Origin of the sequence: Bradyrhizobium sp. CCBAU 53338 (assembly GCF_015291665.1) — a bacterium.
In the GTDB taxonomy this organism is placed as follows: Bacteria; Pseudomonadota; Alphaproteobacteria; order Rhizobiales; family Xanthobacteraceae; genus Bradyrhizobium.
In genome coordinates this window covers 4,319,322-4,342,785 of sequence record NZ_CP030048.1, presented here as the reverse complement: position 1 = coordinate 4,342,785, position 23,464 = coordinate 4,319,322, and the positions used below count along the sequence as shown (strand labels likewise).

Annotated in this window: 24 protein-coding genes; 7 read left to right on the top strand and 17 right to left on the bottom strand. The window is 65.1% G+C overall.

Features of this window, described 5'->3' with window-relative positions:
- Window positions 1-124: 124 nt before the first annotated feature.
- Complete coding sequence (locus XH90_RS20420; protein WP_194476147.1) at window positions 125-727, bottom strand: BA14K family protein; 603 nt, start codon at window positions 725-727, stop codon at window positions 125-127.
- A gap of 249 nt (window positions 728-976) precedes the next feature.
- On the opposite strand from XH90_RS20420, the gene XH90_RS20415 reads away from it, so the two are divergent.
- The gene (locus tag XH90_RS20415; protein ID WP_194476146.1) at window positions 977-1,384 is read left to right on the top strand and encodes an NADH:ubiquinone oxidoreductase subunit NDUFA12; all 408 of its coding nucleotides are present in this window, start codon (window positions 977-979) and stop codon (window positions 1,382-1,384) included.
- A 12-nt stretch (window positions 1,385-1,396) separates the two neighbouring features.
- On the opposite strand, the gene XH90_RS20410 is transcribed toward XH90_RS20415, so the two are convergent.
- A protein-coding gene (locus XH90_RS20410; protein WP_194476145.1) for an IS630 family transposase occupies window positions 1,397-2,339 on the bottom strand; the annotation gives its coding sequence in 2 pieces (ribosomal slippage) (window positions 1,397-2,002 and window positions 2,004-2,339; 942 coding nt in all).
- A 437-nt stretch (window positions 2,340-2,776) separates the two neighbouring features.
- Window positions 2,777-3,463 (bottom strand): DJ-1/PfpI family protein, encoded by a 687-nt coding sequence (locus tag XH90_RS20405; RefSeq protein WP_194476144.1) that lies wholly within the window; start codon window positions 3,461-3,463, stop codon window positions 2,777-2,779.
- A gap of 91 nt (window positions 3,464-3,554) precedes the next feature.
- Between XH90_RS20405 and XH90_RS20400 the strand changes: the two genes are divergently transcribed.
- Complete coding sequence (locus XH90_RS20400) at window positions 3,555-4,493, top strand: GlxA family transcriptional regulator (RefSeq protein ID WP_194476143.1); 939 nt, start codon at window positions 3,555-3,557, stop codon at window positions 4,491-4,493.
- 35 nt (window positions 4,494-4,528) lie between these two features.
- Window positions 4,529-5,323: a methyltransferase domain-containing protein gene (locus XH90_RS20395; RefSeq protein WP_194476142.1), complete on the top strand. Its 795-nt coding sequence runs from the start codon at window positions 4,529-4,531 to the stop codon at window positions 5,321-5,323.
- Between the two features lie 165 nt (window positions 5,324-5,488).
- On the opposite strand, the gene XH90_RS20390 is transcribed toward XH90_RS20395, so the two are convergent.
- The 3 genes from XH90_RS20390 to XH90_RS20380 form a co-directional block, all read right to left on the bottom strand.
- Entirely contained in the window at window positions 5,489-5,857 is a 369-nt protein-coding gene (locus tag XH90_RS20390) for an Ig-like domain-containing protein (RefSeq protein ID WP_246755535.1), read from the bottom strand.
- 122 nt (window positions 5,858-5,979) lie between these two features.
- Window positions 5,980-6,990, bottom strand: coding sequence for a Na+-dependent transporter (locus XH90_RS20385; protein WP_194476141.1), 1,011 nt, complete (start codon window positions 6,988-6,990; stop codon window positions 5,980-5,982).
- A gap of 16 nt (window positions 6,991-7,006) precedes the next feature.
- Entirely contained in the window at window positions 7,007-7,954 is a 948-nt protein-coding gene (locus XH90_RS20380) for an alpha/beta hydrolase (protein ID WP_194476140.1), read from the bottom strand.
- 205 nt (window positions 7,955-8,159) lie between these two features.
- Here XH90_RS20380 and XH90_RS20375 point away from each other — a divergent pair, with 205 nt between their 5' ends.
- Window positions 8,160-9,179 (top strand): DUF2155 domain-containing protein, encoded by a 1,020-nt coding sequence (locus XH90_RS20375; RefSeq protein ID WP_194476139.1) that lies wholly within the window; start codon window positions 8,160-8,162, stop codon window positions 9,177-9,179.
- Between the two features lie 63 nt (window positions 9,180-9,242).
- Here the strand turns inward: XH90_RS20375 and aat are convergent, their stop codons facing one another.
- The 10 genes from aat to XH90_RS20325 form a co-directional block, all read right to left on the bottom strand.
- On the bottom strand, window positions 9,243-9,923 hold the full coding sequence (gene aat / locus XH90_RS20370; protein ID WP_194476138.1) for a leucyl/phenylalanyl-tRNA--protein transferase: 681 nt from the start codon (window positions 9,921-9,923) through the stop codon (window positions 9,243-9,245).
- Between the two features lie 55 nt (window positions 9,924-9,978).
- Window positions 9,979-11,085, bottom strand: coding sequence for a sensor histidine kinase (locus tag XH90_RS20365; RefSeq protein ID WP_194476137.1), 1,107 nt, complete (start codon window positions 11,083-11,085; stop codon window positions 9,979-9,981).
- On the bottom strand, window positions 11,082-11,522 hold the full coding sequence (locus XH90_RS20360) for a response regulator (RefSeq protein ID WP_194476136.1): 441 nt from the start codon (window positions 11,520-11,522) through the stop codon (window positions 11,082-11,084). The genes XH90_RS20365 and XH90_RS20360 overlap by 4 nt, the downstream gene beginning before the upstream one ends.
- Window positions 11,519-13,036, bottom strand: a complete 1,518-nt coding sequence (locus tag XH90_RS20355) for a CHASE3 domain-containing protein (protein WP_194476135.1) — start codon at window positions 13,034-13,036, stop codon at window positions 11,519-11,521. Before XH90_RS20355 ends, XH90_RS20360 begins: the two co-directional genes overlap by 4 nt.
- Before the next feature lie 107 nt (window positions 13,037-13,143).
- Complete coding sequence (gene accC, locus XH90_RS20350) at window positions 13,144-14,502, bottom strand: acetyl-CoA carboxylase biotin carboxylase subunit (protein WP_194476134.1); 1,359 nt, start codon at window positions 14,500-14,502, stop codon at window positions 13,144-13,146.
- Window positions 14,503-14,533: 31 nt separating this feature from the next.
- Window positions 14,534-15,028, bottom strand: a complete 495-nt coding sequence (gene accB / locus XH90_RS20345; protein ID WP_194476133.1) for an acetyl-CoA carboxylase biotin carboxyl carrier protein — start codon at window positions 15,026-15,028, stop codon at window positions 14,534-14,536.
- Between the two features lie 37 nt (window positions 15,029-15,065).
- Entirely contained in the window at window positions 15,066-15,533 is a 468-nt protein-coding gene (aroQ, locus tag XH90_RS20340) for a type II 3-dehydroquinate dehydratase (RefSeq protein ID WP_129273091.1), read from the bottom strand.
- A 229-nt stretch (window positions 15,534-15,762) separates the two neighbouring features.
- Complete coding sequence (locus XH90_RS20335; RefSeq protein WP_194476132.1) at window positions 15,763-16,581, bottom strand: DUF1236 domain-containing protein; 819 nt, start codon at window positions 16,579-16,581, stop codon at window positions 15,763-15,765.
- Window positions 16,582-16,831: 250 nt separating this feature from the next.
- Window positions 16,832-17,599 carry a DsbA family protein gene (locus tag XH90_RS20330; protein WP_194476131.1) on the bottom strand — a complete coding sequence of 256 codons (768 nt, stop codon included), beginning with the start codon at window positions 17,597-17,599 and terminating at the stop codon, window positions 16,832-16,834.
- A gap of 93 nt (window positions 17,600-17,692) precedes the next feature.
- A complete protein-coding gene (locus tag XH90_RS20325; protein ID WP_194476130.1) occupies window positions 17,693-19,087 on the bottom strand; it encodes a M48 family metalloprotease in 1,395 nt (464 codons plus the stop codon).
- A 175-nt stretch (window positions 19,088-19,262) separates the two neighbouring features.
- On the opposite strand from XH90_RS20325, the gene XH90_RS20320 reads away from it, so the two are divergent.
- From XH90_RS20320 to XH90_RS20310, 3 genes are all read left to right on the top strand, one after another.
- Window positions 19,263-20,450 (top strand): pyridoxal phosphate-dependent aminotransferase, encoded by a 1,188-nt coding sequence (locus tag XH90_RS20320; RefSeq protein ID WP_194476129.1) that lies wholly within the window; start codon window positions 19,263-19,265, stop codon window positions 20,448-20,450.
- A gap of 90 nt (window positions 20,451-20,540) precedes the next feature.
- Window positions 20,541-21,098 (top strand): biotin transporter BioY, encoded by a 558-nt coding sequence (locus tag XH90_RS20315; RefSeq protein ID WP_194482745.1) that lies wholly within the window; start codon window positions 20,541-20,543, stop codon window positions 21,096-21,098.
- Window positions 21,099-21,181: 83 nt separating this feature from the next.
- Window positions 21,182-22,516, top strand: a complete 1,335-nt coding sequence (locus XH90_RS20310; RefSeq protein ID WP_194476128.1) for a dicarboxylate/amino acid:cation symporter — start codon at window positions 21,182-21,184, stop codon at window positions 22,514-22,516.
- A gap of 26 nt (window positions 22,517-22,542) precedes the next feature.
- Here XH90_RS20310 and XH90_RS20305 read toward each other — a convergent pair whose 3' ends face one another.
- Window positions 22,543-23,427, bottom strand: a complete 885-nt coding sequence (locus tag XH90_RS20305; RefSeq protein ID WP_194476127.1) for an SDR family oxidoreductase — start codon at window positions 23,425-23,427, stop codon at window positions 22,543-22,545.
- Window positions 23,428-23,464 lie beyond the last annotated feature (37 nt).

Here is a 23,464-nt window from a genome sequence, read left to right as displayed (position 1 = left end):
CCGCGCGCTCCACGAAAGCTGCTCGTGGCAGGATTCGCGGGAGATGGCCGAGCAAGATTGCCCGTAAACGAAAGGGCGGCCCCGATTGCCGGCGCCGCCCTCGAACGTTGCACGTCAGGTCGTGCTACGGGCAGGGATGGCGCAGGCCATCATAGCCGAGATAGGTACCGGACGCCGGATCGTAGGAGCGATAGCGCTGGGCGCAATAGGCCACTGAATCGCCGCCGGTGTCGGGCACCACGGCGACGGTCGCACCGTCGTCATAATAGCCGTCGTCGTAGTAGCCATCGCCGTAATACGGACCGCCGTAATAGGCGTATGAGCCAAGGCCGCCGATCGCGGCACCCGCCGCGAAGCCCGGCCAGAAGCCGCCACCGCGATGGTGGTGCCAGCTGCCGCCGTGCCAGTTGCCGCCGCCGCCATTCCAATGGCCTCCGGCTGCTGCGAAGTTGCGGCTACCGCCGCTGAAAGTGGCGCCGCCGCTCGGGCGCACCGCCGCGCTGGCTGCAAAATTGCCGCCGCCCCCACTGAACCGCGCGCCGCCTCCAAAGCTGCCGCCGCCCATGCGGGCACCGCCGCCGCCACCGAAGTGAGCGCCGCCGCCACCACCGCCGAAATGGGCACCGCCGCCGCCATGGCCACCATGGCCCTGCGCGAAGCTCGGGGTTGCCATCGGAAGAACCAGTGCCAGCGCTGCGGCCGCACCCAAAACTCTTAGACTGTTCATGTTCAAACTCCTTTCCCGGAAGCAAATCCCTTGAAAGGGCTACGGTTCCAGGGATCACACCGGTTTGCGCATGAGAACCAGATTTTCACGCGGCCGCTGTACCCGGCATGAACGGATCGCGTCCGATTTGCGGCAGCCTCCTATTGCCGTCGCTTTGGCTGCCCGCGTCAGCGCGTTGGGCGGCCCGCTGAACTGGACATTTGGCCGCCCGGATGGCATCAGGACCCCACGAAGCAGGGCCCTTGCCGCATGAAACAATTCTTCTTGAAGCTCTTCACCTGGTGGAATGGCCAGACCTTTGGCACGCAACTCTGGACCTCCAGGTTCGGCGAATTGGTCGGCCAGGACGAGCAGGGCAATCGCTACTACCGCACCGCAGGCGGCAAGATCGACCCCACGCTCGGCTTCGAGCGGCGCTGGGTGATCTACAACGGCTATGCCGAAGCGAGCCGCATTCCGCCGGCCTGGCACGGCTGGATCCATCACGTCGTCGATACCCCGCCGACCGAGATCAACTACCAGCCGCGCGAGTGGGAAAAGCCGCACCAGCCGAATCTCACCGGCACGGCGAAGGCCTACCGGCCCTCCGGCTCGACGCTCGCCAGCGGCAAACGGCCGAAGGCGACCGGCGACTACCAGCCCTGGACGCCTGGCTAGAGCATGATGTTTTTATACGGAAACGTAACCTGAGTTTTTGAAGTAGTTGGTGCACTCCTGCTCTGAGAAGAGATCGAGGAGTTCACCGACCTTTCGCCAGGTTGCCTCGACGTCACGAGTTTCGGCAGCTCGCATGAGGTGTTTGAGTTTGGCGAAGACCTGCTCGATCGGGTTGAGGTCAGGGCTGTATGGCGGCAAGAAGATGCGGTGAGCGCCTCTGGCGCGGATGGCTTGGCGGGCCGCTTTGCCCTTGTGGCTGCCAAGATTGTCGAGGATGACGATCTCGCCCGGTGCGAGGGTGGGTGCCAACACCTTCTCGACGTACAGCGTGAAGAGCTCGCCATTGATGGGACCATCGATCACCCAAGGCGCGCTGATCCGATTGTGACGCAGCGCCGCGATGAAGGTCATTGTCTTCCAATGGCCGAAAGGTGCAGATGCTTGGAGGCGCTGCCCGCACGGCCCCCAGCCGCGCAATGGTGCCATATTGGTTTTGATCCACGTCTCGTCGATAAACACCAACCGCGCGACGTCGATCCTGCCTTGATGTGCTTTCCAGCGGGTCCGCTTACGGGCGACGTCGGGGCGATCCTGCTCGGCTGGTAGAAGCGTTTTTTTTGAAGCTGAGCCCTTCGGTGTGAACAAAAGTCCACACCGCCCGCACGTCTGTCTTGATCCCGCGTGCAGCCAGTTCCTGCGTCAGCTTGCGCAGGGTGAATGGCCCCGAGCGAATGCGTTTGCGCAGCCAGTCGGCGTTGGCATCCGACAGAACCCGTTTCTTGTGGCCGCCGATTTGGCCAGGTGACAGGCCTCCGGTATCCCGCCTCAGATTCTTCCACTTCGTCACGCAGGAGGGGCTGATCTGTAGCGCCTCTGCAATCGAACGAACCGTTTCCCCCGCGTCAGCTCGCGCCAAAGCCCGTTCCCGAATGTCTTCAGAATAGGGTCGCGTCATCCATGCTGGCCTCCGCCCTCCAGCATGGAGGTTGAATCAGAAATCGCTCCCTGTGGGAATCCCGATTCCAGTCAAAAACAACATGCTCTAGGGCCACCGCTCTTCCATCATCGGATTGGATGCAGACGCATCCTGACGATCTTGCTGTGGACAACGGGATCAGCGGGGACGCCTTCCGCGTGCCCATTGCGTCCGCACGAGCGATGCGGCTCAATGAACCCATCTTACGGAGATGCGAGACCATCGCGTTCGGTTCGGGCAACAGTTCGCGACTGTCCCGAGATGCAGCGGCCGCCGAGGAAGGACTCGATCGGGAGATAGGCCCCCGGTCTGGAGTTCCGAAATCGCCCGATGAGAATGTGCGCCGCCGTGAGACAGGAAGGGCCGCTTGGGAAACCGAGCGGCCTTTTTCTGTTGGGGGGACACGAGAGCTGAAACTACTTCATCCGTGCCGACGCTCGCGCGACGGCTTCGAGGCGGCGGGCCTGCCTTGGCGCGCCACGCTCCTTCAGCAAGGCGAGCACCTCCGCAGGCGCAGTCTCTGGCGAGCCTGAATTGAATGGCGGCGCCGGATTGTATTCGAGCTGAAGCTGGATCGCTTCCGCCGTCGTGCGGTCGCGCAGGATCGAGACCAGCGTCAGCGCGAAATCGATCCCCGCGGTGACGCCGCCGCCGGTGACGCGGTTGCGGTCGACGCAGACGCGCGTCTTGGTCGGCGTCGCGCCGAACTGGTTGAGCATCTCCATCGCACTCCAATGGGTGGCGGCGCGATAGCCCTTCAGCAACCCCGCGGCGCCGAGCGCCAGCGATCCCGTGCAAACCGATGTCACGTATTTTGCGCCCTCGGCCTGCCGGCGCAGGAAGTCGAGCACCTCCTCGTCGTCGAGCAGGTCGTCGGTGCCGCCGCCGCCGGGCACGCAGATCACGTCGAGCTGCGGGCAGTCGGCAAACGTCGTGGTCGGCGTCAGCGTGAGCACGGAATCGCTCGGAACCGGCTCAATGCGCTTCCAGACCAGATGCAGCTTCGCACCGGGGACGTTGGCAAACACCTGGAGGGGACCGGTGAAGTCGAGCTGGGTGACGCGCGGAAACACCAAAAGTCCGATCTGCAGCGGTGCCGACATGAAAGCCTCCGATGAAATGCTTGACGGGCGCAAGATGGCATGGTGCCATCCTGTCCAAAATGGCGTAATTCCCTCACTTTCGGACATGACCATGATCGGCATCCTGATCTTCCCGGATTTCCAGTTGCTCGATGCGGCGGGCCCGATCTCGGTATTCGAGATCGCGGCGCGTGCCGGCGGCAAGCCGCTTGCGCTGCGGGTGCTGGCGCTGAACGCCGGCGCGGTGCGCTCGTCCTCCGGCGTCGAGATGATGGCTCGCGATTTCAGATCGGCGAACACGGTGACGACGCTGGTCGTGGCGGGCGGTTCGGGCGTCGAGGCCGCGGCGCGGTGTCCGGCCACGCTCGCCTTCGTGCAGCGGCTGGCCCGGCGCGGCGTGCGGATCGCCAGCGTCTGCTCGGGCGCCTACGTGCTCGCGGAGGCCGGCCTGCTCGACGGCCGCCGCGCCACCACGCATTGGGGCCGTACGCGCGATTTCGTCGCGCGCTATCCCAAGGTCAAGTTCGAGCCGGACCAGATCTTCACCCGCGACGGCCATGTCTGGACCTCGGCGGGCATCAGCGCCGGCATCGATCTCGCGCTCGCGATGGTCACCGAGGACCATGGCGAGGAGATCGCGCAGGCGACCGCCCGCCAGCTCGTGCTCTATCATCGCCGCAGCGGCGGCCAGTCGCAGTTCTCGTCGCTGCTGGAATTGAAGACACCGAACGGCCGCTTCGGCGCGCTGCTGTCCTGGGCGCGCGAAAATCTCGATGCGCCGCTGACGGTGGAAAACCTCGCCGATCGCGCCGGCATGAGCGCGCGGCATTTCGCCCGCGCCTTTGCCGCGGAGACCGGCACCACGCCGTCGAAAGCGATCGAGCGCCTGCGGATCGAGGTCGCGCGCGAGCGCGTGCAGTCCTCGCGCGAGGCCATCGAGCTCGTCGCGGAGGCGACCGGCTTCGGCGATCCTGAAAGAATGCGCCGCGCCTTCATCCGCGCCTTCGGCCAGCCGCCGCAGGCGCTGCGGAGGGCGGCAAGGGCAGGGTAGGGATTCTTACGTGCCACTCGAACGAGGAGGCGACGATGAGCGGGATGGAATACAGCGACGAGAACGCGAAGCGGCTTCAAAGAATTTATCTGACGAGTGACGTAAAGGCCCAGCGGGCGGAGACGATCCGGCAGCTTGGCCTATCGGCGGTCGAACGTGTTCTCGATATCGGATGCGGCCCGGGTTATCTCTGTGAAAGCATGGCGCAGCTCGTCGGGCCGGACGGCGCTGTCGTCGGTATCGATGTGTCGACCGACCTGATCGCCGTCTGCAACCGGCAGAAGGCCTCGGAATGGATTTCCTATGCCATCGGGGACGCGACGGAATTGGGCCAGCCTGACGCATCGTTCGACGCGGTCGTGTGCACGCAGGTCGCCGAGTACGTCCCTGATGTCGACCGCGTTCTCAGGGAGGCGTTCCGCGTTCTGAAGCCGGGCGGCCGAACGGTTTTTGTCGCAACGGATTGGGACGCAGTGGTGTGGCATTCTGACGACCGGGCGCGCATGGCCTCGGTGATGACATCGTGGGAAGCGCATTGTGCGCATCCGCGTCTTCCCAGATCGATGGCCTCCAGGCTGATCAATTCAGGTTTTCATCTGGATGGGGCATCCATCTTTCCGATCCTGAATTTGCAGTACGACGACGACAGCTACAGCAAGGGACTGGCCCGGGGAATCCGGGATTTCGTCGGCCGTACGAACGACGTTTCGGTCGATGACCTGAACGCGTGGCATAGCGAGTTCGAGCGCCTGGCCGGGGCGGGACAATATTTCTTCAGCACCAATCGGTATATCTTCAGGGCGTCGAAACCTGCGGGCGTGCCGATGTGAGATCGCCCTAGCTCGTGCGTCCTGCGGTCGGCGCGTCGTCACTGTGCGCCGTCAATCGCCGTGCAATTTTGTCTAGCGACAGGTGGAGCCGGCGTTCGGGCGGGATGCAGGGAGCAGCGCGCTCCCCACATCATCTGCATCGGCGGATGCCGCAGGGGCTTCGGCTCACTGAATTGTCGCGTTGAGCGTAATCACCGATGTTCCAGAACCGGATGGACCTTTTCCAGTGAAGCTCACGGCAAAGGCGTCGTTGCCCTTGTAACCCGCCTTGGCAGTGTACGTGTAGGTCGACGCATTCACCTTCTTGAGAGTCCCGTGCGCGGGCTTTTGAGAAACGGTCGAGCCTGCAATCACTCCGTCCAGCTTCACGGGAAATAGACACGTACCGCCGGAGGAGACGTTGAAGTAACCGGTCGAGTTGACGCCCCAGCTCGACATCGTGCCGACAACCGGACACTCCGAGGCGGCCTGCGCCGACAGCGGCATGAAGCCCAAGACGGCTGCGCCAAGAAGGAATGCAATGCGAAAAAGCATTTTAATACCTCCATTAAATCATAAAGTCTGAGCTGATTAACAGGCTGATGAAAAGGCGAATTGATCCAGCGCAAGCAGCAGCGATCCGCGTCTCGTGCCGGCGCTCCCGAGTCTCGTGGCACTCAAGCCGATGCGTCGGTCGAAGCCGCAGTGCCTGAGATATCCGCCCGCGCCGTCAGCCGCCGCGCGATCGGCATCAGCATGTAGGGTGAAAGATGAATCGGAAACTGCGTCATGGCGAAATAGAGCCAGGTCGTGGCCGGCAGCGCACCGGCTGTCGCCGCCAGCATCAGGCCGAGATTGCGCTGTGACACCATCAGCCCGAGTGCCAGCGCGCGCTCGTAGCCGATGCGGCGGAACAGAAAGGTCGTGACGGCGAGCAGCGTGAAATAGAGCGCGAAGGACAGGGCTGCGAGGCTGATGGTGAAGACCGGCCGCGCCACCAGATCGCTCACGACGTCGCCCATGATCGCGGATGCGAAGATCAGCAGGATGATGATGTTGAAGCCGTCGATCGGCTGCTTGTGGCGCTGGATGGCGTCCGCGCCGAACAGCCAGCGTATGAATGTCGCGGCCAGCAGCGATGCTGCGAGGATGCCGAGCAGTTTCAGGCCGAGCATAAGCGGCGAGATGCTGAGCATGCCGCCGAGGAACAGGCTTGCGAACACCGAGGCGGTGAACGGCACGATCGCGGTCGCGGTCACCAGCGTGACCAGCACCAGCGTCGCGTCGAGCCCCATGAGCGCTGCGAGCGCCGGAGAGGCCATCATCGGCGAGGCCATGCTCTGGAGCATCAGCGCGAGCGACAGGCCGGGGGCGCGATCGGTGAGCCCGGTCGCATGCGTGACGAGTCCAACGATGACGGGCACGCCGATCGTGGTCCAGGCCGTGGCTGATGCCGCCAGTGCCGGCCGGCGCAGATGGCCGTACAGCGCCACGAGATCGACCCGCATGAAGGAGATGCAGAGCAGAACGAGGATCGCCTCGGTGACGTAGGGCCGCAGCAGCGCGCCGAGCGGCGGCACGGCCGCCGCGATGAACACGACCGCCGCGACCGCGCGCGTGCCCTGGCTGCCGAGCCAGGCCAGGCCGCGCAGCGGAAGGGAGAAGACGGTGCGAATTGCGGACGACATCGGGTTGAGGGCGTTGTCAGCCCACGGCCTTGAGCCAGGCGCCGATCTCGCTCACCGCGACGTTGGCCTGTTGCAGCAATTTGCCCATGGTGAAGAAGCCGTGGAACTGGCCGGGGAAGTGCTTGTAAGTGACCGGCACACCGGCCTGCTTCAGGCGCGCGGCATATTCGCTGCCTTCGTCGCGCAAGGGATCGGCGCCGGCGGTCAGCACGTACGCCGGCGGCAGGCCGGCAAGGTTTTCGGCGCGCGCGGGCGAGGCGCGCCAATCGTGGGTGTCGGCCGCGCCGTTGAGATAGTGGTCGCGGAACCAGCGGATCACACCGTGCGTCAGCAGCACGCTGGTCTCGGGCTCGCTGTGCGAGCCATGCGTCATGGCGAAATCGACGGCCGGATAGATCAGCACCTGGCCCGCAATCTCGGGGCTATCACCGTCACGCGCGGCGAGCGCGACCACGGCGGCGAGATTGCCGCCTGCGCTGTCGCCGCCGACCGAGAGCCTTGCGGCATCGACGCCGAGTTCGCGCGCATGTGCGGCGATCCATTTCGTCGCGGCGATCGCGTCATCGGTCGCGGCGGGAAATTTGTGCTCGGGCGCGAGGCGGTAGTCGATGGCGATCACGATCAGCGCGCCCTCGATCGCGAGCTGCCGGCAGACCACGTCGTGGCTGTCGAGATCGCCGATCACCCAGCCGCCGCCATGAAAGAACACCAGCGCGGGCGCCAGCCCGTCCTCGCGGCGCGGCTGCTTCGGCACGTAGATGCGCGCGGGGATCGCTCCGTGCGGCGCCGGGATCGACAGCGAGGCGACGCGGGCCAGTTCGGGCGGTTCGGGGTTGGTGGCAAAGCGCGCCTGCAGGTAATAGGCGCGCGCCTCGGCCGCGGTCAGTGTCTCATAGGCAGGGCGGCCGGCCTCCTGGAACGCCTTGTAGACGGCAGCGGCATCGGGATCGAGCACGACGGGCATGGGCAGGTACCCCAGAGGTTCTGGTTATCGTTGGACGTCATTTTCGGGGGCGATGCCCGCGTCGGCCCCGGGGAGAGGCCCCCAACTATCCCATCAGGGTGCCGGTCTGTCACGCCGGCAGTGGGCAGGGCAGGGATGCCGCCCTTTCCCCGCCGTATTCGGCGTGTTAACCGGATGGCCTGCGAGCGGCCGTATCCCCTGTAGAATGTCCAACAAGCCCGATTCGCTGTTGAAGCCGCGCGAGATGTTGAAAACCTTTACCCTGACGGGCCTTGCGGCGCTGCTGGCTGCCACCGCGCTGACGGTTGCAACGCCTGCGCAGGCGCAGATCGGCACGATCTTCTCCGATCCGCCGCCGCTCCGGCCGCCGGGCAGCATCCCCCGTGGCGGTCAGCCGATGCCGCAGCCGACCCCCGACGACGACGAAGAGGTGCCCGAGCTGCCGCCGCAGGGTCGCGTGCTGCCGTCGCGCCCGATGCCGCCGCCGGGCCGGCAAGGCAATGCGATGCCGGGACCGGTCGAGAGCCAGCCGCTGGCCCCCCCGCCGGGTACCACCGTCGCGCCGCAGAACCAGGCGCCCGTCGCGATTGCACCGCCGGGAGCTGTTCCCGGCCAGCGCCAGCCCCAGCAAAAGGGCGGGACGCAACAGGGTGCCGTGCCGCAGGCCCCGGCCAGCCTCCAGCCGGGCGACGAGGTCGTGACCGAGCCGCCGGCCCAGAAGATCGTGAACAAGAAGGCGACCTTCTCGGGCCTCGACAAGATCACCGGGCGCATCATCAATTTCGACGAGGAAATCGGCGAGACCGTGCAGTTCGGCGCGCTGCGCGTGAAGACCGATGCGTGCTACACGCGGCCCGCCACCGAAGCCGCCAACACCGACGCCTTCGTCGAGGTCGACGAGATCACCTTGCAGGGTGAGGTGAAGCGGATCTTTTCCGGCTGGATGTTCGCCGCGAGCCCCGGCCTGCACGGCGTCGAGCATCCGATCTACGATATCTGGCTGACCGACTGCAAAGAGCCGCAGCAGACCATTGCGACCGCGGCACCCGATCCCGCGACCAAGCCGGCTGCGCCCCCGCCGCCTCCAGCGCAGAAGAGGGCTGCGCCCAAGCAGGCTGTGCAGCAGCGTCCGCCGCAGCCTCTGCCGCCGCAGCCGGCGCCCCCGCCACCTCCGCCGCCGGAGCAGCGGCCGGGCCTGTTCGGTATTCCGGGTTTTGGGCGCTAGGCCAGATCCCCGGGCTTTGGGCGCAGGCTAAATCTCCCGAATTCGGCAGCCGGCAAATCCGATTTATTGTCGCGAGGCGATGATCTCGAGCGCGCGCGCCCCTGGGACGGCGTCGCCGCGCGACAGCCGCAGGAAATCGCCGGGCTCGCCGGCGAGCGCTTTGTCCAGCAGCGCGGTATAGCGCCGCCGCGAGATCTCGGCCGCGCCGAAACTCTTCAGATGCTCGGTGACGTATTGCGTGTCGAGCAGCTCGAAGCCGCCATGGATGAGACGCGCGACCAGATGCACCAGCGCGACCTTGGAGGCATCGCGTGCAGTGTGAAACATGCTCTCGCCGAAGAAGGCCCGCCCCAGGCTCACGCCATAGAGGCCGCCGACGAGGTCGTCGCCCTGCCAGGCCTCGACGCTGTGGCAATGGCCGAGCTCGAAGAGGCCGCCGTAGAGATCGCGGATGCGCTTGTTGATCCAGGTGTCCTCGCGCCCGGCCTGCGGCGCGGCGCAGCCCGCGATGGTCGCCTTGAACGCGGTGTTGACGGTGACGCGAAACACATCCGAGCGCACGGTGCGTGCAAGGCGCGAGGCGACGCGAAAGCCGTCGAGCGGAATCACGCCGCGCATTTCCGGCTCGACCCAGAACAGGGTCGGGTCGTCCGCGCTTTCGGCCATCGGAAAGATGCCGCACGCATAGGCGCGCAGGAGCACGGCCGGCGTGATTTCAGACGAGGCGGAGTCGCGCGAAGTCATGCGCGCAACAATAGCAGGATCGCGGCGCCGGTGCGATGGGGGCTATCCTCGGTGATCAGCCTGCTGCGGCGCTGTTCGCCTTGCCTGCTACGGCGGGGGTGCGGCGGAACCGCAGCATGATGCGGGTTCCGGAATGGTTGGGATCGCGCTCGACGGTGGCATCGAGCTTGGAGGCCATGGCGGCGACGATGCGCTGGCCCATGCCGGTGGAGCGCGGATCGGCCTTGACGTTGTCGCCGACGCCGTCATCGGTGATCGACAGCAAGAGATCCTCGCCCTGCGAGGTCAGCTCGACGTGAATGGGACCGGCGCCATCGGGATAGGCGTATTTCACCGCGTTCATCACCAGCTCGTTGACGATGATGCCGACGGCGACGGCGCGGTCCGGGTCGATCTCGATCGGCTCGGCCTTCACCGTCAGGCGCGACATCCGGTTGCCTTCGGCGGAGCGGCGGAGATCCTCGAGCAGGGAATCCAGATACTGGTTCAGCACCACGCTCTTGAGGTCCTGCGAGGTGTAGAGGCGACGGTGCACCTGGGCGACGGCGGCGACGCGGCCCATCGCGTTGGTGAGCGCGGCCTTGACCTCGTCCTGCGCGGCGGAGCTCGCCTGAAGATGCAACAGCGAAGCGATGATCTGCAGCGAATTGCCGACGCGGTGGTTGACCTCGCGCAGCAGCAGCTCGCGCTCGGCCGCAAGCGCGGCGTAGCGGTCGCGCGAGGCATGGATCTCGGCCTCGGCTTCCTCGCGCGCCCGCTGCAACTCGGCCTGGCGGAGCGCGCCTTCGGCTGCGACGTGCAGCAGCGGGATGAAGTCGCCCTTGACGTCCTTGACGAGATAATCGGCCGCACCGGCCTTGAGCGCGGTGACGGCGATGCTGGAATCCTGCGAGGCCGTGACGAACACCACCGGCGGGGCGTCGGGGATCGCCATGATCTGCTCGAGCGTGTCGAGCCCGTCGAGGCCCGGCATGTACTGGTCGAGCGCCACGACATCGATGCCGCCCTCGGTCCCTGCCTTACGGATGCGCTCGAGGCCTTCCTCGCCGCTGGCGGCATGGATGACCTTGTAGCCGCGCCGCGTCAGGCCGCGGTCGACCAGGCGCGCCAGTGCGCCGTCGTCATCGATGTAGAGCAATGTTGGCGTGCGCTGTTGGGTCATGAGGCGGCGGGCGGGACCTGGATGACCGAGAAGAACAGGCCGAGCTGCCGGATGGCATTGGCGAAGTTCTCGTAATTGACGGGTTTCGTGATGTAGACGTTGCAGCCGAGTTCGTAGCAGCGCTTGATCTCCTGGCTGTCGTCGGTCGTGGTCAGCACCACCACGGGCGAGGCCTTGAGATACTTGTTTTCCTTGATCTGCCTGAGGATATCGATCCCGGTCATGTCGGGCAGGTTGAGATCAAGCAGGATCAGGAGCGCGTTGCCCTTCTGCACGAGCCCGCTGCCGTCAGGCCCGAACAAATGCTTCATCGCATCGGTCCCGTTGGCGAACGAGATGATTTCGTTGTTCACGCCCGAGCGGCGGATGTTGCGCTCGATCAGCCTGGCGTGCCCTTCGTCGTCCTCGATCATGATGATGCTGACAGGCTGGGTCATTTGTCGGCGTTCCGGTTGGTGGCGTTCCAGGTGATGGGCAGCGTGATCGTGAAGGTGCTGCCTGCGTTCAGTTCCGACGATACCGACATCGTGCCGCCGAGGCGGCGCACAAGTGCACGTACATGGGCAAGACCGATGCCCTGGCCGGGCTTGTCCTGGGTTCCAGCACGGCGGAACAGGTCGAAAATCCGCTGATGATCCCTGGCGTCGATACCGCGGCCGTTGTCGCTGATCTCGAAGATAGCGTAGCCGAGCTTGGTGCGCCCGCGAATTCTGATCTCGCCGGGCACGCCGTTCTTCAGATACTTGATCGCGTTATCGATCAGATTGGAGAAGATCTGCTCCAGCGCGAGGCGGTCACTGACGATACCGGGCAGCGGCTCGATGTGGATCTCGGCCTGCGCTTCGGCCGATTGATGCGCCAGCGTCGATACGATGGTTTCGACGAACTCGCGGGTGTCGATTTTCTCGGGGTGGAACTCGCGCCGGCCCTCGCGGGTGAGGTTGAGGATCGCCGAGATCAACCGGTCCATCCGGGCGATCGAGGATTTGATGAAGCCGAGCGCTTCGGAAAAATCCGCCGACAGCTGCTTGTCGGGGCCCTCGAGCGGAATCTCCGCGACATCGAGCGCAGCGGTGCCTGCCGGCACGCCCGTGAGTCCTCCGATCCGCCGAAAGATGTCCTTGCCCAATTCTTCGAGCTCGCTGGTGAAGCCCATGATGTTGACCAGCGGCGAGCGCAGGTCGTGGCTGACGATATAGGCAAAGCGCTGGATCTCGTCGTTGGCTTCGCGCAGATCTGCCGTGCGTTCGTCGACGGTGGCCTCGAGGTTGAGATTGGCGTCGCGCAGGCGGGTCTCGGCGCGGTCGCGGGCGCGCGAGGATTGCCGCACCAGCAGCACCGAGCCGAAGGCGAGCGCCAGGACCATGCCGGAGCCGGCAATGGTGACCGACGATGAAAGCCTCTGGGTCCGGTCGGCGGTCTCGGTTCGCTCCCTGAACAGGCGGTCTTCTTCCGCCCGCATGTCACGGCCGACCTGGGCGATGGTCTCGACCGCGCCGGTCGAGGTGCCGTTGCGCAGGGCTGTCACGGCGTTCGAGACATCGTTGTTCTCGACCTGCTCGGCGCCGCGGGCAAATTCCGACAATCGTTGTTCCGCAGCCTGGCGCAGCTTGGCAATGTTTGCGACCTGGGCCGGATTGTCGCGCGTGACTTGGGCGAGGTGATCGATGGCGGGAAGCACGTTGGCAGCGGCCGCCCGATATTCCGTGAGATATTGCGCGCCGCCGGACAGCAGATAGGCCCGGACGGCGCTTTCCGCCCGGCGCACCTCGAGCAACACGGTCGAGATCTGGTTCTCGGCCTCGACCGAGTGCACGACCCAGGCATTGTCCTCGCGGGATTTGTTGATCAGCAGCGTCGAGGCCAGGCTGATCGCGACCAGCACGAGGAATCCCGCCGAGAGCAGCAGGATTTGCATCACCGTGCGGCGGCGCTGGGCGTCGACCGTCACGATGGGCTTGCCTTGTTACGCGAAGTGGAGTGCAAAATAGCCCCTTGGAACTGTCCCCAACCGTCCAGAACGCGATTGGGGCCAAGGGGTTCCACAATTTCGGCGAATTATTTCGCCGCCGGTTCCGTCTTACCGGCGAGGTACTGTTCCAGCCAGTGGATATGGTAGTCGCCGTTGATGATGTCGTCCTGGCGGACGAGGTCTCGGAACAGCGGCAGCGTGGTCTCGATGCCGTCGACCACCATCTCGTCCAGCGCGCGGCGCAAGCGCATCAGGCACTCGGCGCGGGTCTTGCCGTGGACGATCAGCTTGCCGACGAGGGAATCGTAATAAGGCGGGATCTGGTAGCCCTGATAGACCGCCGAATCGATGCGCACGCCGAGCCCGCCGGGCGGGTGGTACTGCGAGATCCGGCCGGGCGAGGGACGGAAGGTCTGCGGGTTCTCCGCGTTGATGCGGCACTCGATGGCGTGGCCGATGATCTGGACCTCGCTCTGCCTGGCCGGCAGTTCGCCGCCGGCGGCGATGCGGATCTGCTCCAGCACGAGGTCGATGTCGGTGATGCTCTCGGTGACCGGATGCTCCACCTGGATGCGCGTGTTCATCTCGATGAAGTAGAACTCGCCGTCCTCGTAGAGGAATTCGATGGTACCGACGCCGAGATATTTCATCTCGCGCATCGCTTTGGCGCAGGTCTCGCCGATCTTGGCGCGGGCCGCCGCAGCCAGCACGGGCGAGGGGCCTTCCTCCCAGACCTTCTGGTGGCGGCGCTGCAGCGAGCAGTCGCGTTCGCCGAGATGGATCGCGCCGCCGCGGCCGTCGCCGAGGATCTGGATCTCGATGTGGCGCGGCTTCTGGAGATATTTCTCGAGGTAGACGGAGGCGTCGCCGAAGGCGGATTTCGCCTCATTGGCCGCCGTCGACAGCGCGATCTGGAGATCGGCCTCGCTCTGCGCGACCTTCATGCCGCGGCCACCGCCGCCTGCCGCCGCCTTCACCAGCACGGGGAAGCCGATCTTCTTCGCGATCGCCATCGCGTCGTCGTTCGGGCCGACCGCACCGTCGGAGCCGGGCACCACCGGGATGCCGAGTTTCTTCGCGGTCTTCTTGGCCTCGATCTTGTCGCCCATCAGACGGATGTGCTCGGCCTTGGGGCCGATGAATTGCAGATTGTGCTCGCCGAGGATCTCGGCAAAGCGCGCGTTCTCCGACAGGAAGCCGTAGCCGGGATGCACGGCATCGGCGCCGGTGATCTCGCAGGCTGCGAGCAGCGCGGGAATGTTGAGATAGCTGTCCTTCGACGGCGGCGGCCCGATGCACACGCTTTCGTCCGACAGGCGCACATGCATGGCATCGGCGTCGGCGGTGGAGTGCACGGCGACGGTTGCGATGCCGAGCTCCTTGCAGGCCCGCAGGATGCGAAGGGCGATCTCGCCGCGATTGGCTATGAGAATCTTGTCGAACATGGTGCCTCAGCGGGCGAAATTCGTCGTTCGCTTATTCAATGATGACCAGCGGCTCGCCGAATTCGACCGGCTGGCCGTCTTCGATCAGGATCTGCGTCACCGTGCCCGATCGCGGCGAGGGGATCTGGTTCATGGTCTTCATCGCTTCGATGATCAGCAGGGTCTGGCCGACCGAGACCTTCGAGCCGACCTCGACGAACGGCTTGGCGCCGGGCTCCGGCGCCCAATAGGCGGTGCCGACCATCGGCGAGGTCACGGCGCCCGGATGCTTCGACAAATCGGGACCGGCGGCCGCAGGAGCGGCTGCTGCAGGCGCCGCGACGAGCGCAGGAGCCGCGGTTGCGACCGGCATCGGCATGGTCGCGGCGACGCTGATGTTGCGCGCGACGCGCAGCCGCAGGCCGGCGCGCTCGATCTCGATCTCGGTGAGGCTGGTCTCATCGAGCAGCAGAGCAAGCTCGCGGACGAGCGCGGAATCGTCGCTGGAAAACTTTGCGGCTGCTTTGTCGTCTGGCTGGCGCGCCATGTTCATTGATCCGAATGTTCTGGGTGAAGAGGGAGCGTCAGGCTTTGGGCTTGATGCCGAGCTTGGCGGCAAGGCCCTGGATGGCGAGGCGGTAGCCCTCGATGCCGAAGCCGCAGAGCGAGGCGAAGGCCGCGCGCGCGGTGTAGGAATGGTGACGGAAACTCTCGCGGGCGTGGATGTTGGTCACGTGCACTTCGACGGTCGGGATCTGCACCGCGAGCAGCGCGTCGTGCAGCGCGATCGAGGTGTGCGAATAGCCGCCGGCGTTGATGATGATGCCCTTCATCTTGCGGGCGTGCGCCTCGTGGATGAAGTCGATCAGTTCGCCCTCGCGGTTGGACTGCCGGCAGTCGGCCTTGAGGCCGAAGGCCGCCGCCGTCTCCCGGCACAGCGCCTCGACGTCGGCCAGCGTCGCATGGCCATACTTCTCGGGCTCGCGCGTCCCCAACATGTTGAGGTTCGGCCCGTTGAGAACGAGGATCGTGTCGGTTGCTGGCTCGGCCATTCCTGTCCCGGAAAAGGTGTTTCGGCGTGGCGGGGGTTATAGGTAACAAAGCGCGTGAGGGGAAGCCTTGAAGGGCCTCGGGGGGCGGTTCAGGCACCTCATCCAGTGTGCAAAAACCTGTGCGGAAACTACGGAAATTGCTTGTTAACCAGTCCAAAGCATGGCTGCCGGCCGAACGCAAAGGGGCGGGCATCGCTGCCCGCCCCCGGAGGTTGCCGTCTTCAGGCCTCTAGGCGTTCAGGACAGCCACGATCTCGTAGGTGTCCGGATTGATGATCACGATCTCCTCCTTCACGAGGACGAACTTGTAGGTCCGCCACTCCGGATAGATCGTCACGACCCGCGACGGCAGGGCGTGCAGCTCGATGCCCTCGCGCGGAATGCGGGTGCCGACCGAGATCGAGAAGTTCACGTTGGTCACAGGCCGCACGTGCTCCTCGTGGATCACCGAGGTGATCTGGGTGCGCTGCTCGGTCGAGAGCTTGGCGCCGGCGCCAGCCTGGCCAACCGTCGTGCTGGTGCTGCTCTTGCCCTGGGCGCTCTGGTTGGTGCGGGTCTCGGTGCCCTTCTGGTTCTCGGCATTGTTGGTCGAGGCGCCGCTCTTGCTGCCCTCAGCCTTCATGTCCTTCTGGTCCTTGGCGCCGGACTTGCTGGTGTCCTGGCTCATGCTCTTGGACTTGTCCTGCTGACCCTGCGCGCGTTGGTCCATGCGCTGGCTCTTGGTGGCGCCGGACTTCTCCTCGGCCGCGTTCTTGTTCATCTCACGGCCGGAGTGTTCCTCCTTGGCAGCACCGGAGGACTTCTCCTCGGCGGAGGCGCCGGACTTCATCGTGCTGGAGCCGCCAGCCTGGCCGACCGTGCCCTTCTCATGGGTCGATTCCTTGCCCATCGAGCCGCCGCGCTCGGCGGCGCCGCCCGAAGACTGCGAGTGCTGCATCGGCTGAGCGCCGGCGCCGCTCTCGTTCTTCATCGTGCCCTGTGCGTTCGCCAGACCGGTGCCTGCGACGAGTGCAAGTGCGGCAACCGAGATCATAAAGCGGTTCAACATCGTATTCTCCTCACGTGTTTCTTTGCGTCATTGCCCGCGCCACCAACGGGAGGAGGTGCCAGTTGTTCCGGAACATCTGCTGTTCCCCGGCATTTGTTTCCTAAACGCGGGATGAACGTCCGCGCCGGATTCACGCCAGACTCTTCGCGTCGAGATTTGTGCAGAGCTTCGGCCAACGAAAAAGGCCGGCTTTTCAGCCGGCCTCGTTGCGTGCGTGAGGTGTAGAATGTCTGACCAGCAAGTGGCCTTGTCAGCAGGTCGCCTTGCCGCAGCGGGCGAGGCCGATCTTTTCCTTGAGGCCCTCGAGGCCGATGGCGCCGACCACGATCTGCTTGCCGATCACGTAGCTCGGCGTGCCGTTCATGCCCATCGCTTCGGCGAGCTTGAAGTTCTCCTCGATGGTGGCGCGCACTTCGGGGTTGGCCATGTCCTTCTCGATTCTGGCGGTGTCGAGGCCCGCTTCCTTCGCCGCCTGCATCGCGCGTGCCTTGTCTGCGGCGCCACGACCGCCGAGCAGCTTCTGGTGGAAGTCGAGATACTTCTTGCCGGTGGGATCCTGCATGCGCACCGCGACGGCGACCTGCGCCGCCTCGACCGAGCCCTGGCTCAGCACCGGGAACTCCTTCAGCACGATCTTCAGCTTGGGATCGGACTTCATCAGGTCCAGCATGTCGCTCATCGCGCGCTTGCAGTAGCCGCAATTGTAATCGAAGAACTCGACGAAGGTGACGTCACCGTCCTTGTTGCCGAGCACGACCTGGCGCGGCGAGTTAAAGATCGCGTCCGAGTTCTGCGCGACGCTGGCCTCGTGCTTCTTGGTCTCGGCGTCGGCCTGGCGCTTGCTGAGCTCGGTCATGGCCTCCTCGAGCACTTCAGGATGGCTGACGAGGTAGTTCTTGATGATCGCCTCGATATCGGTGCGCTGGGCATCCGAGAAGCTGTCGGCCGAAGCCGGTCCCGTTGCGCCGAAGATGGCGAGCGCAAACAGCGCGGGAGCAAACAGGCGCAGCGAAGGCATTGGCAAATCCTCTATCCAGAGCAGGTTTCAAACAAAGTCCCGGCGGACTCAATCGTGGTGTCGTGACGTCAAAGCGGCAGTTCAGGCTTCGGTCTAGTTGCGCGGCGGTTTCGACGCAACGATGTCGTCGGCCCTGACCCATCCGGGCGTGCCGACGGCGAAACGGGTTTTCGCACGCGTGGCGAGCTCGCGAGCGGTCTTGTTGTCGCCGCGCAAATACGCGGCCTGGGCGGAGGCGAGATCCGCCTCGGCATAATCTCCCTTCCGGCCATAGGCCATCGCGAGCTGGGTGAAGCCGATCGGCGCCTCGGGCTCGCGCGCCACCGCGGCACGGAGAATCTTGATGGCGTCGTCCGTGTAGGCCTTATTATCGGTTCCAACCAGAGCCTGCCCAAGTAACATCTCGATGAGGGGGGCATTGTTCGAGAGTGCGACAGCCTTGCGCAGGGGGGCGATCGCGTCGGCCGGCTTGCCGCTTTCCAGCAGGGCCTGGCCGCGGACCTCGTAGAAGTACGGGTTGTTCGGCTGCACCGCGATCAGCGCGTCGATCTGGCTCAGCGCACTGCGCAAATCGCCGTGCAGATAGGTGCTGATGGCGCGGGCATAGCGCGCCGGCAAGCTGTCGTTGGTCTGGGGGTAGCGGCGGTACACCGTCTCGGGCCGCTCCATGAAGGCCGAGATCTTGGCGCGCACCATGTCGTGCCGGAGCTGGAGCGCGGGATCGTCCATCTTGTCCCAATACGGACTGGTGCTGGCAAACTCCTGGAGCGCCGCGACGCGCTCGGCGGGCATCGGGTGCGACTGGAGATAAGGATCGGCGCCGCGCGCCGCGAACAGGCTCTCGCTGGTGAAGCGCTTGAAGGTCTCGTACATGCCCTTCGGCGACTGCTGGGTCGCGGTCAGGAATTTCACGCCGGCCCGGTCGGCGTTCTCTTCCTGCTGGCGTTGATAGGACAACAGCGAACGGCGGATCATCTCCTGCGGTCCGGCGATCGCGGCGGCGCCGGCATTGGCGAGGCCGTTATTGCCGCCGCGGCTGGCGCCTGCCGCCAGCGCACCTGCGCCAAGCAGCATGGCGATGATCATCTGGGTCTGGGCACCCGCGAGTTGCTCGCGCAGCTTGGCCAGATGGCCGCCGGCCAGATGCCCGGTCTCGTGCGCGAGCACGCCGATCAGCTGGTTCGGCGTCTCCGACTGGAGGATCGCGCCGTAATTGACGAAGATGCGGCGGCCATCGGCAACGAACGCATTGAACGTGCTGTCGTTGATGATCACCATCCGGATATTCTGCTTCTCCAGGCCCGCAACGCGCAGGATCGGGCGCGTATATTCGCGCAGAAGCTGCTCGGTTTCGGTGTCGCGCAGGACCGGCGGTCCTTTGCCCTCCTGCGCCCGCGCCGAGGCGAACGGTGACAGCGCCATGGCCGCTGCCGTGACAACGGCGGTCAGCGTCGAGGCCTTCTTGCGCAATGCGATCTGGAGCAACATCAAACGGTCAGGGTCAAACGGGCGTTGAATGCAGATTTGTGCTTGGTTTTGGCGATTGGCGGCGGACCGGATACGCGATATGCCCTTATGAGCCGTATATTGCGGCTAGTCTGGGGCGCAAGCGCCCTGTTTTCCGGACCGAACGGACCGGTCCGCCAGCGAATAGCAGAAATCGATGCACGATGCGACATTGAGGAACCGGGTGGGGCAGTGGCTCGAGCCGTCCCGCCGCAGTGATGTTCCCCCGTTCATGGTCATGGACGTGATGGCCGCGGCGGCCCGAATCGAGGCGGCCGGCGGTCACGTCATTCACATGGAAGTCGGCCAGCCCGCGGCGGGAGCTCCGAAGACTGCGATCACGGCGGCGCAGGCCGCGCTTCATCAGGGGCGGATCGACTATACGTCGGCGCTCGGCATCCCCTCCTTGCGCGAGCGCATCGCGCGGCATTATCGCGATGCCCACGGCTGCGCCGTCAGTCCCGACAGGATCGTGGTGACCACAGGTTCTTCCGGCGGCTTCATCCTCGCGTTCCTGTCGATGTTCGAACCCGGCGATCGCGTGGCGGTCACCGTGCCGGGCTATCCGCCGTATCGTCACATCCTCACCGCGCTCGGCTGCGAGCCGGTGCTGATCGAGACCACCAACGACACGCGACACGCGCTGACCGGCGAGGCGCTGCTGGCGGCCCATCGCAAGGCGCCGCTGAAGGGTGTCCTGGTCGGCAGCCCCGCCAATCCGACGGGAACGATGATGTCCCGCGAGGCCCTCGCAGGCCTGATCGCGGCGTCCGAGGATGCCGGCATTCGCTTCATCTCCGACGAGATCTATCACGGGCTCGACTACGCGTTTCCCGCGGTGACGGCGGCGGCGCTGTCCGACCATGCGCTCGTGATCAACTCGTTCTCGAAGTATTTTTGCATGACGGGCTGGCGCGTCGGCTGGATGGTCGTGCCTGACGTGCTGGTGCGTCCGATCGAGCGGCTCCAGCAGAATCTCTCGATCTCGGTGCCGTCGCTGTCGCAGATCGCCGCCGAGGCTGCGTTCGACGGCACGGCCGAGATGGAGGAGATCAAGCACGGCTACCAGGAAAACCGGCGCATCCTGATCGAGGGATTGCCCAAGGCGGGCCTCAGCAAGTTCCTGCCGGCGGATGGTGCGTTCTATCTCTATGCCGACGTCTCGGATTTCACGTCCGACAGTTTCGACTTCGCCAAGCAGATGCTGGAAAAGGCTCACGTTGCGGCAACACCGGGGGTCGACTTCGATCCGATTCACGGTCGCTCGTTCATCAGATTCTCTTATGCACGATCGGCCGCGGAGATGCGCGAGGCGGTTGACCGGATCGCTCACTGGCTTAAATAGCCGCCAGTTTTAGCGACACTTCCGGAGTGCATCTTGTCTGACCGAATCGTCCAGCCCGCCGCCACCTCGCATTCTCCTCTCGCCGCAGTGATGTGGCCGACCCGACCCGGCGAAGCCGTCAGCGCAGTTCGCGCTTTCGTGCTGATCGCGATCGGCACCGCGCTGATGACATTGTCCGCCAAGGTGAACCTGCCGCTGCCTTATGTGCCGATGACGTTGCAGACGCTCGTCGTGCTGGTGATCGGCGCCGGCTATGGCTGGCGTCTTGGCAGCGCAACCATGATTGCCTACCTCGCCGAAGGTGCGGTGGGGCTGCCGGTGTTCGCGGGCCCGGTCGGTGGAATTGCACCGCTGGTCGGCCCGACCGCGGGTTATCTCTACGGCTTCGTGGCCGCCGCTTTCGTCACCGGCTGGCTCGCCGAACGCGGCTGGGATCGCAACGTCATGCTGTTGTTTGCGGCGATGGCGGTCGGCCACGTCGTTATTTTCATCGGCGGTTTCGGTTGGCTGGCCTATGGCATCGGCCTCGGCGCGACCAAGGCTTGGGCCGTCGGCGTTACGCCGTTCATCCTCGCCTCCGTCATCAAGAATGCGCTCGGGGCGGCGCTAATGCCGGCTGCGCGTCGGATCGTCGACAGACGCGGCTAGATTCCACCGTACGGAATGTTCCAATTGACAGGGCCGGCCAAGTTGATCTTGGCTGGCTCTGATTTTTCAGGGGGAACGAAACAATGACAACGACAACGATGGCCGGCGCGCCGGCCGCACCTGCTACGGCCAAGCCGTGGTATAAAATTCTCTACGTACAGGTGCTGATCGCGATCCTGCTCGGCGCGATCGTCGGCTGGCTGTGGCCGCACGTCGCCACCAACGACTGGATCAAGGCGCTCGGCGACGGCTTCATCAAGCTGATCAAGATGGTCATCGCCCCGATCATCTTCTGCACCGTGGTCTCCGGCATCGCCCACATCCAGGACGCCAAGAAGGTCGGACGTATCGGCATCAAGGCGCTGGTCTATTTCGAGGTCGTCTCCACCTTCGCGCTGGTGATCGGCCTGATCATCGGCAACGTGATCAAGCCAGGCGCGGGCTTCGGCAATGCCGCCGCCAATGCGCAGGCCGTCGCCGGTTTCGCCAAGCAGGCGGAGGCGCAGAAATCCGTCGACTTCATCCTGCACATCATTCCCGACACCGTGGTCGGCGCCTTCGCGCAGGGCGAGATCCTGCAGGTGCTGCTGTTCTCGGTGCTGTTCGGCTTCGCCATCATGGGGCTCGGCGAGCGCGGCCACGTGATCCGCAGCTTCATCGACGATGCGGCGCACGCGGTGTTCGGCGTGATCTCGATCGTGATGCGTGCGGCACCGGTCGGCGCCTTCGGCGCGATGGCCTTCACCATCGGCAAGTTCGGGACGGGTGCGATCCTCAACCTGATGGGCCTGATCGCGACGTTCTACCTCACTGCCGCGCTGTTCGTGTTCGTCGTGCTCGGCATCATCGCGCGGCTCGCCGGGTTCTCGATCTTCAAGTTCCTGGCCTACATCAAGGACGAATTGCTGATCGTGCTCGGCACCTCGTCCTCCGAGAGCGCGCTGCCGTCCATGATGGAGAAGCTCGAGCGTCTCGGCTGCTCCAAGTCGGTGGTCGGTCTCGTGGTGCCCACGGGCTATTCGTTCAACCTGGACGGCACCAACATCTACATGACGCTGGCGACGCTGTTCATCGCCCAGGCGCTCGGTTTCGATCTCAGCTTCGGCCAGCAGCTCACGATCCTTGTCGTGGCGATGCTGACCTCGAAGGGCGCCTCCGGCATCACAGGCGCGGGCTTCATCACGCTGGCGGCGACGCTCGCCGTGGTCGATCCGCGCCTCGTGCCGGGCATGGCGATCGTGCTCGGCATCGACAAGTTCATGAGCGAGTGCCGCGCGCTGACCAATCTCTGCGGCAACGGCGTCGCCTGCGTGATCGTCGCCTGGTGGGAGGGTGAGCTCGATCGCGACAAGCTCAATGCACGCCTGAGCCAGCAGATCGATCCGACCGACATGGAAACCGCCGTCACGACGGACTGACCCTGATCCGACGGCGCAGCGCGCCGTCAGACCTTGAAGTAGTAGGGCTGGTCGAGATCCTCGATCAGCCCTTTTTGTTTCGGCGTCCAGCCGAGAGCGGCGCGCGTTTTCGTGCTCGATGTCGGGACGTCGACGGCCGCAAAACGCGCGAGCCAGCCGAAATGCGCCTCGGCTTCTTCAGGCGTTTTCGAGACCACGGGCACGCCGAGCCGTTTCCCGATCACCTCCGCAATCGTTCTGAACGGGATGCCTTCCTCTGCGATCGCGTGATAACGGCGAGCGGACGCACCTTGCTCGAGCGCAAGACGATAGACGCGGGCGGCGTCGACGCGGTGCGCGGCAGGCCAGCGGTTGTTGCCGTCGCCGATATAGGCGGCCGCGCCTTTCTCGCGTGCGATCGCAATCAGGCGCGGCACGAAGCCGTGGTCGCCTTCACCATGGGTGGTTGGCGGCAGCCGCACCATGCCGGCGCGAACGCCTTGCTCGATGAGATCTTCGGCCGCGGCTTCCGACACGCGCGGGAAGTGACGGGCCGTCACATCGTCTTCGGTTGCAAGACGTCCGGGCGCGAGCAGCGCTACGCCTGAGGTGACGATGAGCGGACGCGTGGAGCCTTTGAGCTCCTCGCCGAGCGCTATGATGGCGCGGCGGTCGAGCTCGCAATTCTCGGTAAATTTGGTGAAGTCGTGATTGAAGGCGAGGTGCAGCACGCCGTCTGATGCGGCCGCGCCGCTGCGCAAGGAGGCATGGTCCTCCAGGGATCCCCGATGGACCTGAGCGCTCATTCCGGTGAGGGCTGCAGCACCTGCGTCAGAGCGGGCGAGCCCGAGGACGCTGTGGCCGGCGGCGATCAGGTCCGCAACGACGGCGGAGCCAACGAAGCCGGTGGCGCCAGTGACGAATACACGCATGAGCAGGTCCCCAAAGTTGGTAGGAGCCAACATCTGC

What these genes read in the sequence shown, in the direction of transcription:
- XH90_RS20420 (WP_194476147.1), bottom strand. Translation starts at nt 727, where the DNA reads ATGAACAGTCTAAGAGTTTTGGGTGCGGCCGCAGCGCTGGCACTGGTT.
- XH90_RS20415 (WP_194476146.1), top strand. Translation starts at nt 977, where the DNA reads ATGAAACAATTCTTCTTGAAGCTCTTCACCTGGTGGAATGGCCAGACC.
- XH90_RS20405 (WP_194476144.1), bottom strand. Translation starts at nt 3,463, where the DNA reads ATGTCGGCACCGCTGCAGATCGGACTTTTGGTGTTTCCGCGCGTCACC.
- XH90_RS20400 (WP_194476143.1), top strand. Translation starts at nt 3,555, where the DNA reads ATGATCGGCATCCTGATCTTCCCGGATTTCCAGTTGCTCGATGCGGCG.
- XH90_RS20395 (WP_194476142.1), top strand. Translation starts at nt 4,529, where the DNA reads ATGAGCGGGATGGAATACAGCGACGAGAACGCGAAGCGGCTTCAAAGA.
- XH90_RS20390 (WP_246755535.1), bottom strand. Translation starts at nt 5,857, where the DNA reads ATGCTTTTTCGCATTGCATTCCTTCTTGGCGCAGCCGTCTTGGGCTTC.
- XH90_RS20385 (WP_194476141.1), bottom strand. Translation starts at nt 6,990, where the DNA reads ATGTCGTCCGCAATTCGCACCGTCTTCTCCCTTCCGCTGCGCGGCCTG.
- XH90_RS20380 (WP_194476140.1), bottom strand. Translation starts at nt 7,954, where the DNA reads ATGCCCGTCGTGCTCGATCCCGATGCCGCTGCCGTCTACAAGGCGTTC.
- XH90_RS20375 (WP_194476139.1), top strand. Translation starts at nt 8,160, where the DNA reads ATGTCCAACAAGCCCGATTCGCTGTTGAAGCCGCGCGAGATGTTGAAA.
- aat (WP_194476138.1), bottom strand. Translation starts at nt 9,923, where the DNA reads ATGACTTCGCGCGACTCCGCCTCGTCTGAAATCACGCCGGCCGTGCTC.
- XH90_RS20365 (WP_194476137.1), bottom strand. Translation starts at nt 11,085, where the DNA reads ATGACCCAACAGCGCACGCCAACATTGCTCTACATCGATGACGACGGC.
- XH90_RS20360 (WP_194476136.1), bottom strand. Translation starts at nt 11,522, where the DNA reads ATGACCCAGCCTGTCAGCATCATCATGATCGAGGACGACGAAGGGCAC.
- accC (WP_194476134.1), bottom strand. Translation starts at nt 14,502, where the DNA reads ATGTTCGACAAGATTCTCATAGCCAATCGCGGCGAGATCGCCCTTCGC.
- accB (WP_194476133.1), bottom strand. Translation starts at nt 15,028, where the DNA reads ATGGCGCGCCAGCCAGACGACAAAGCAGCCGCAAAGTTTTCCAGCGAC.
- aroQ (WP_129273091.1), bottom strand. Translation starts at nt 15,533, where the DNA reads ATGGCCGAGCCAGCAACCGACACGATCCTCGTTCTCAACGGGCCGAAC.
- XH90_RS20335 (WP_194476132.1), bottom strand. Translation starts at nt 16,581, where the DNA reads ATGTTGAACCGCTTTATGATCTCGGTTGCCGCACTTGCACTCGTCGCA.
- XH90_RS20330 (WP_194476131.1), bottom strand. Translation starts at nt 17,599, where the DNA reads ATGCCTTCGCTGCGCCTGTTTGCTCCCGCGCTGTTTGCGCTCGCCATC.
- XH90_RS20325 (WP_194476130.1), bottom strand. Translation starts at nt 19,087, where the DNA reads ATGTTGCTCCAGATCGCATTGCGCAAGAAGGCCTCGACGCTGACCGCC.
- XH90_RS20320 (WP_194476129.1), top strand. Translation starts at nt 19,263, where the DNA reads ATGCACGATGCGACATTGAGGAACCGGGTGGGGCAGTGGCTCGAGCCG.
- XH90_RS20315 (WP_194482745.1), top strand. Translation starts at nt 20,541, where the DNA reads ATGTGGCCGACCCGACCCGGCGAAGCCGTCAGCGCAGTTCGCGCTTTC.
- XH90_RS20310 (WP_194476128.1), top strand. Translation starts at nt 21,182, where the DNA reads ATGACAACGACAACGATGGCCGGCGCGCCGGCCGCACCTGCTACGGCC.
- XH90_RS20305 (WP_194476127.1), bottom strand. Translation starts at nt 23,427, where the DNA reads ATGCGTGTATTCGTCACTGGCGCCACCGGCTTCGTTGGCTCCGCCGTC.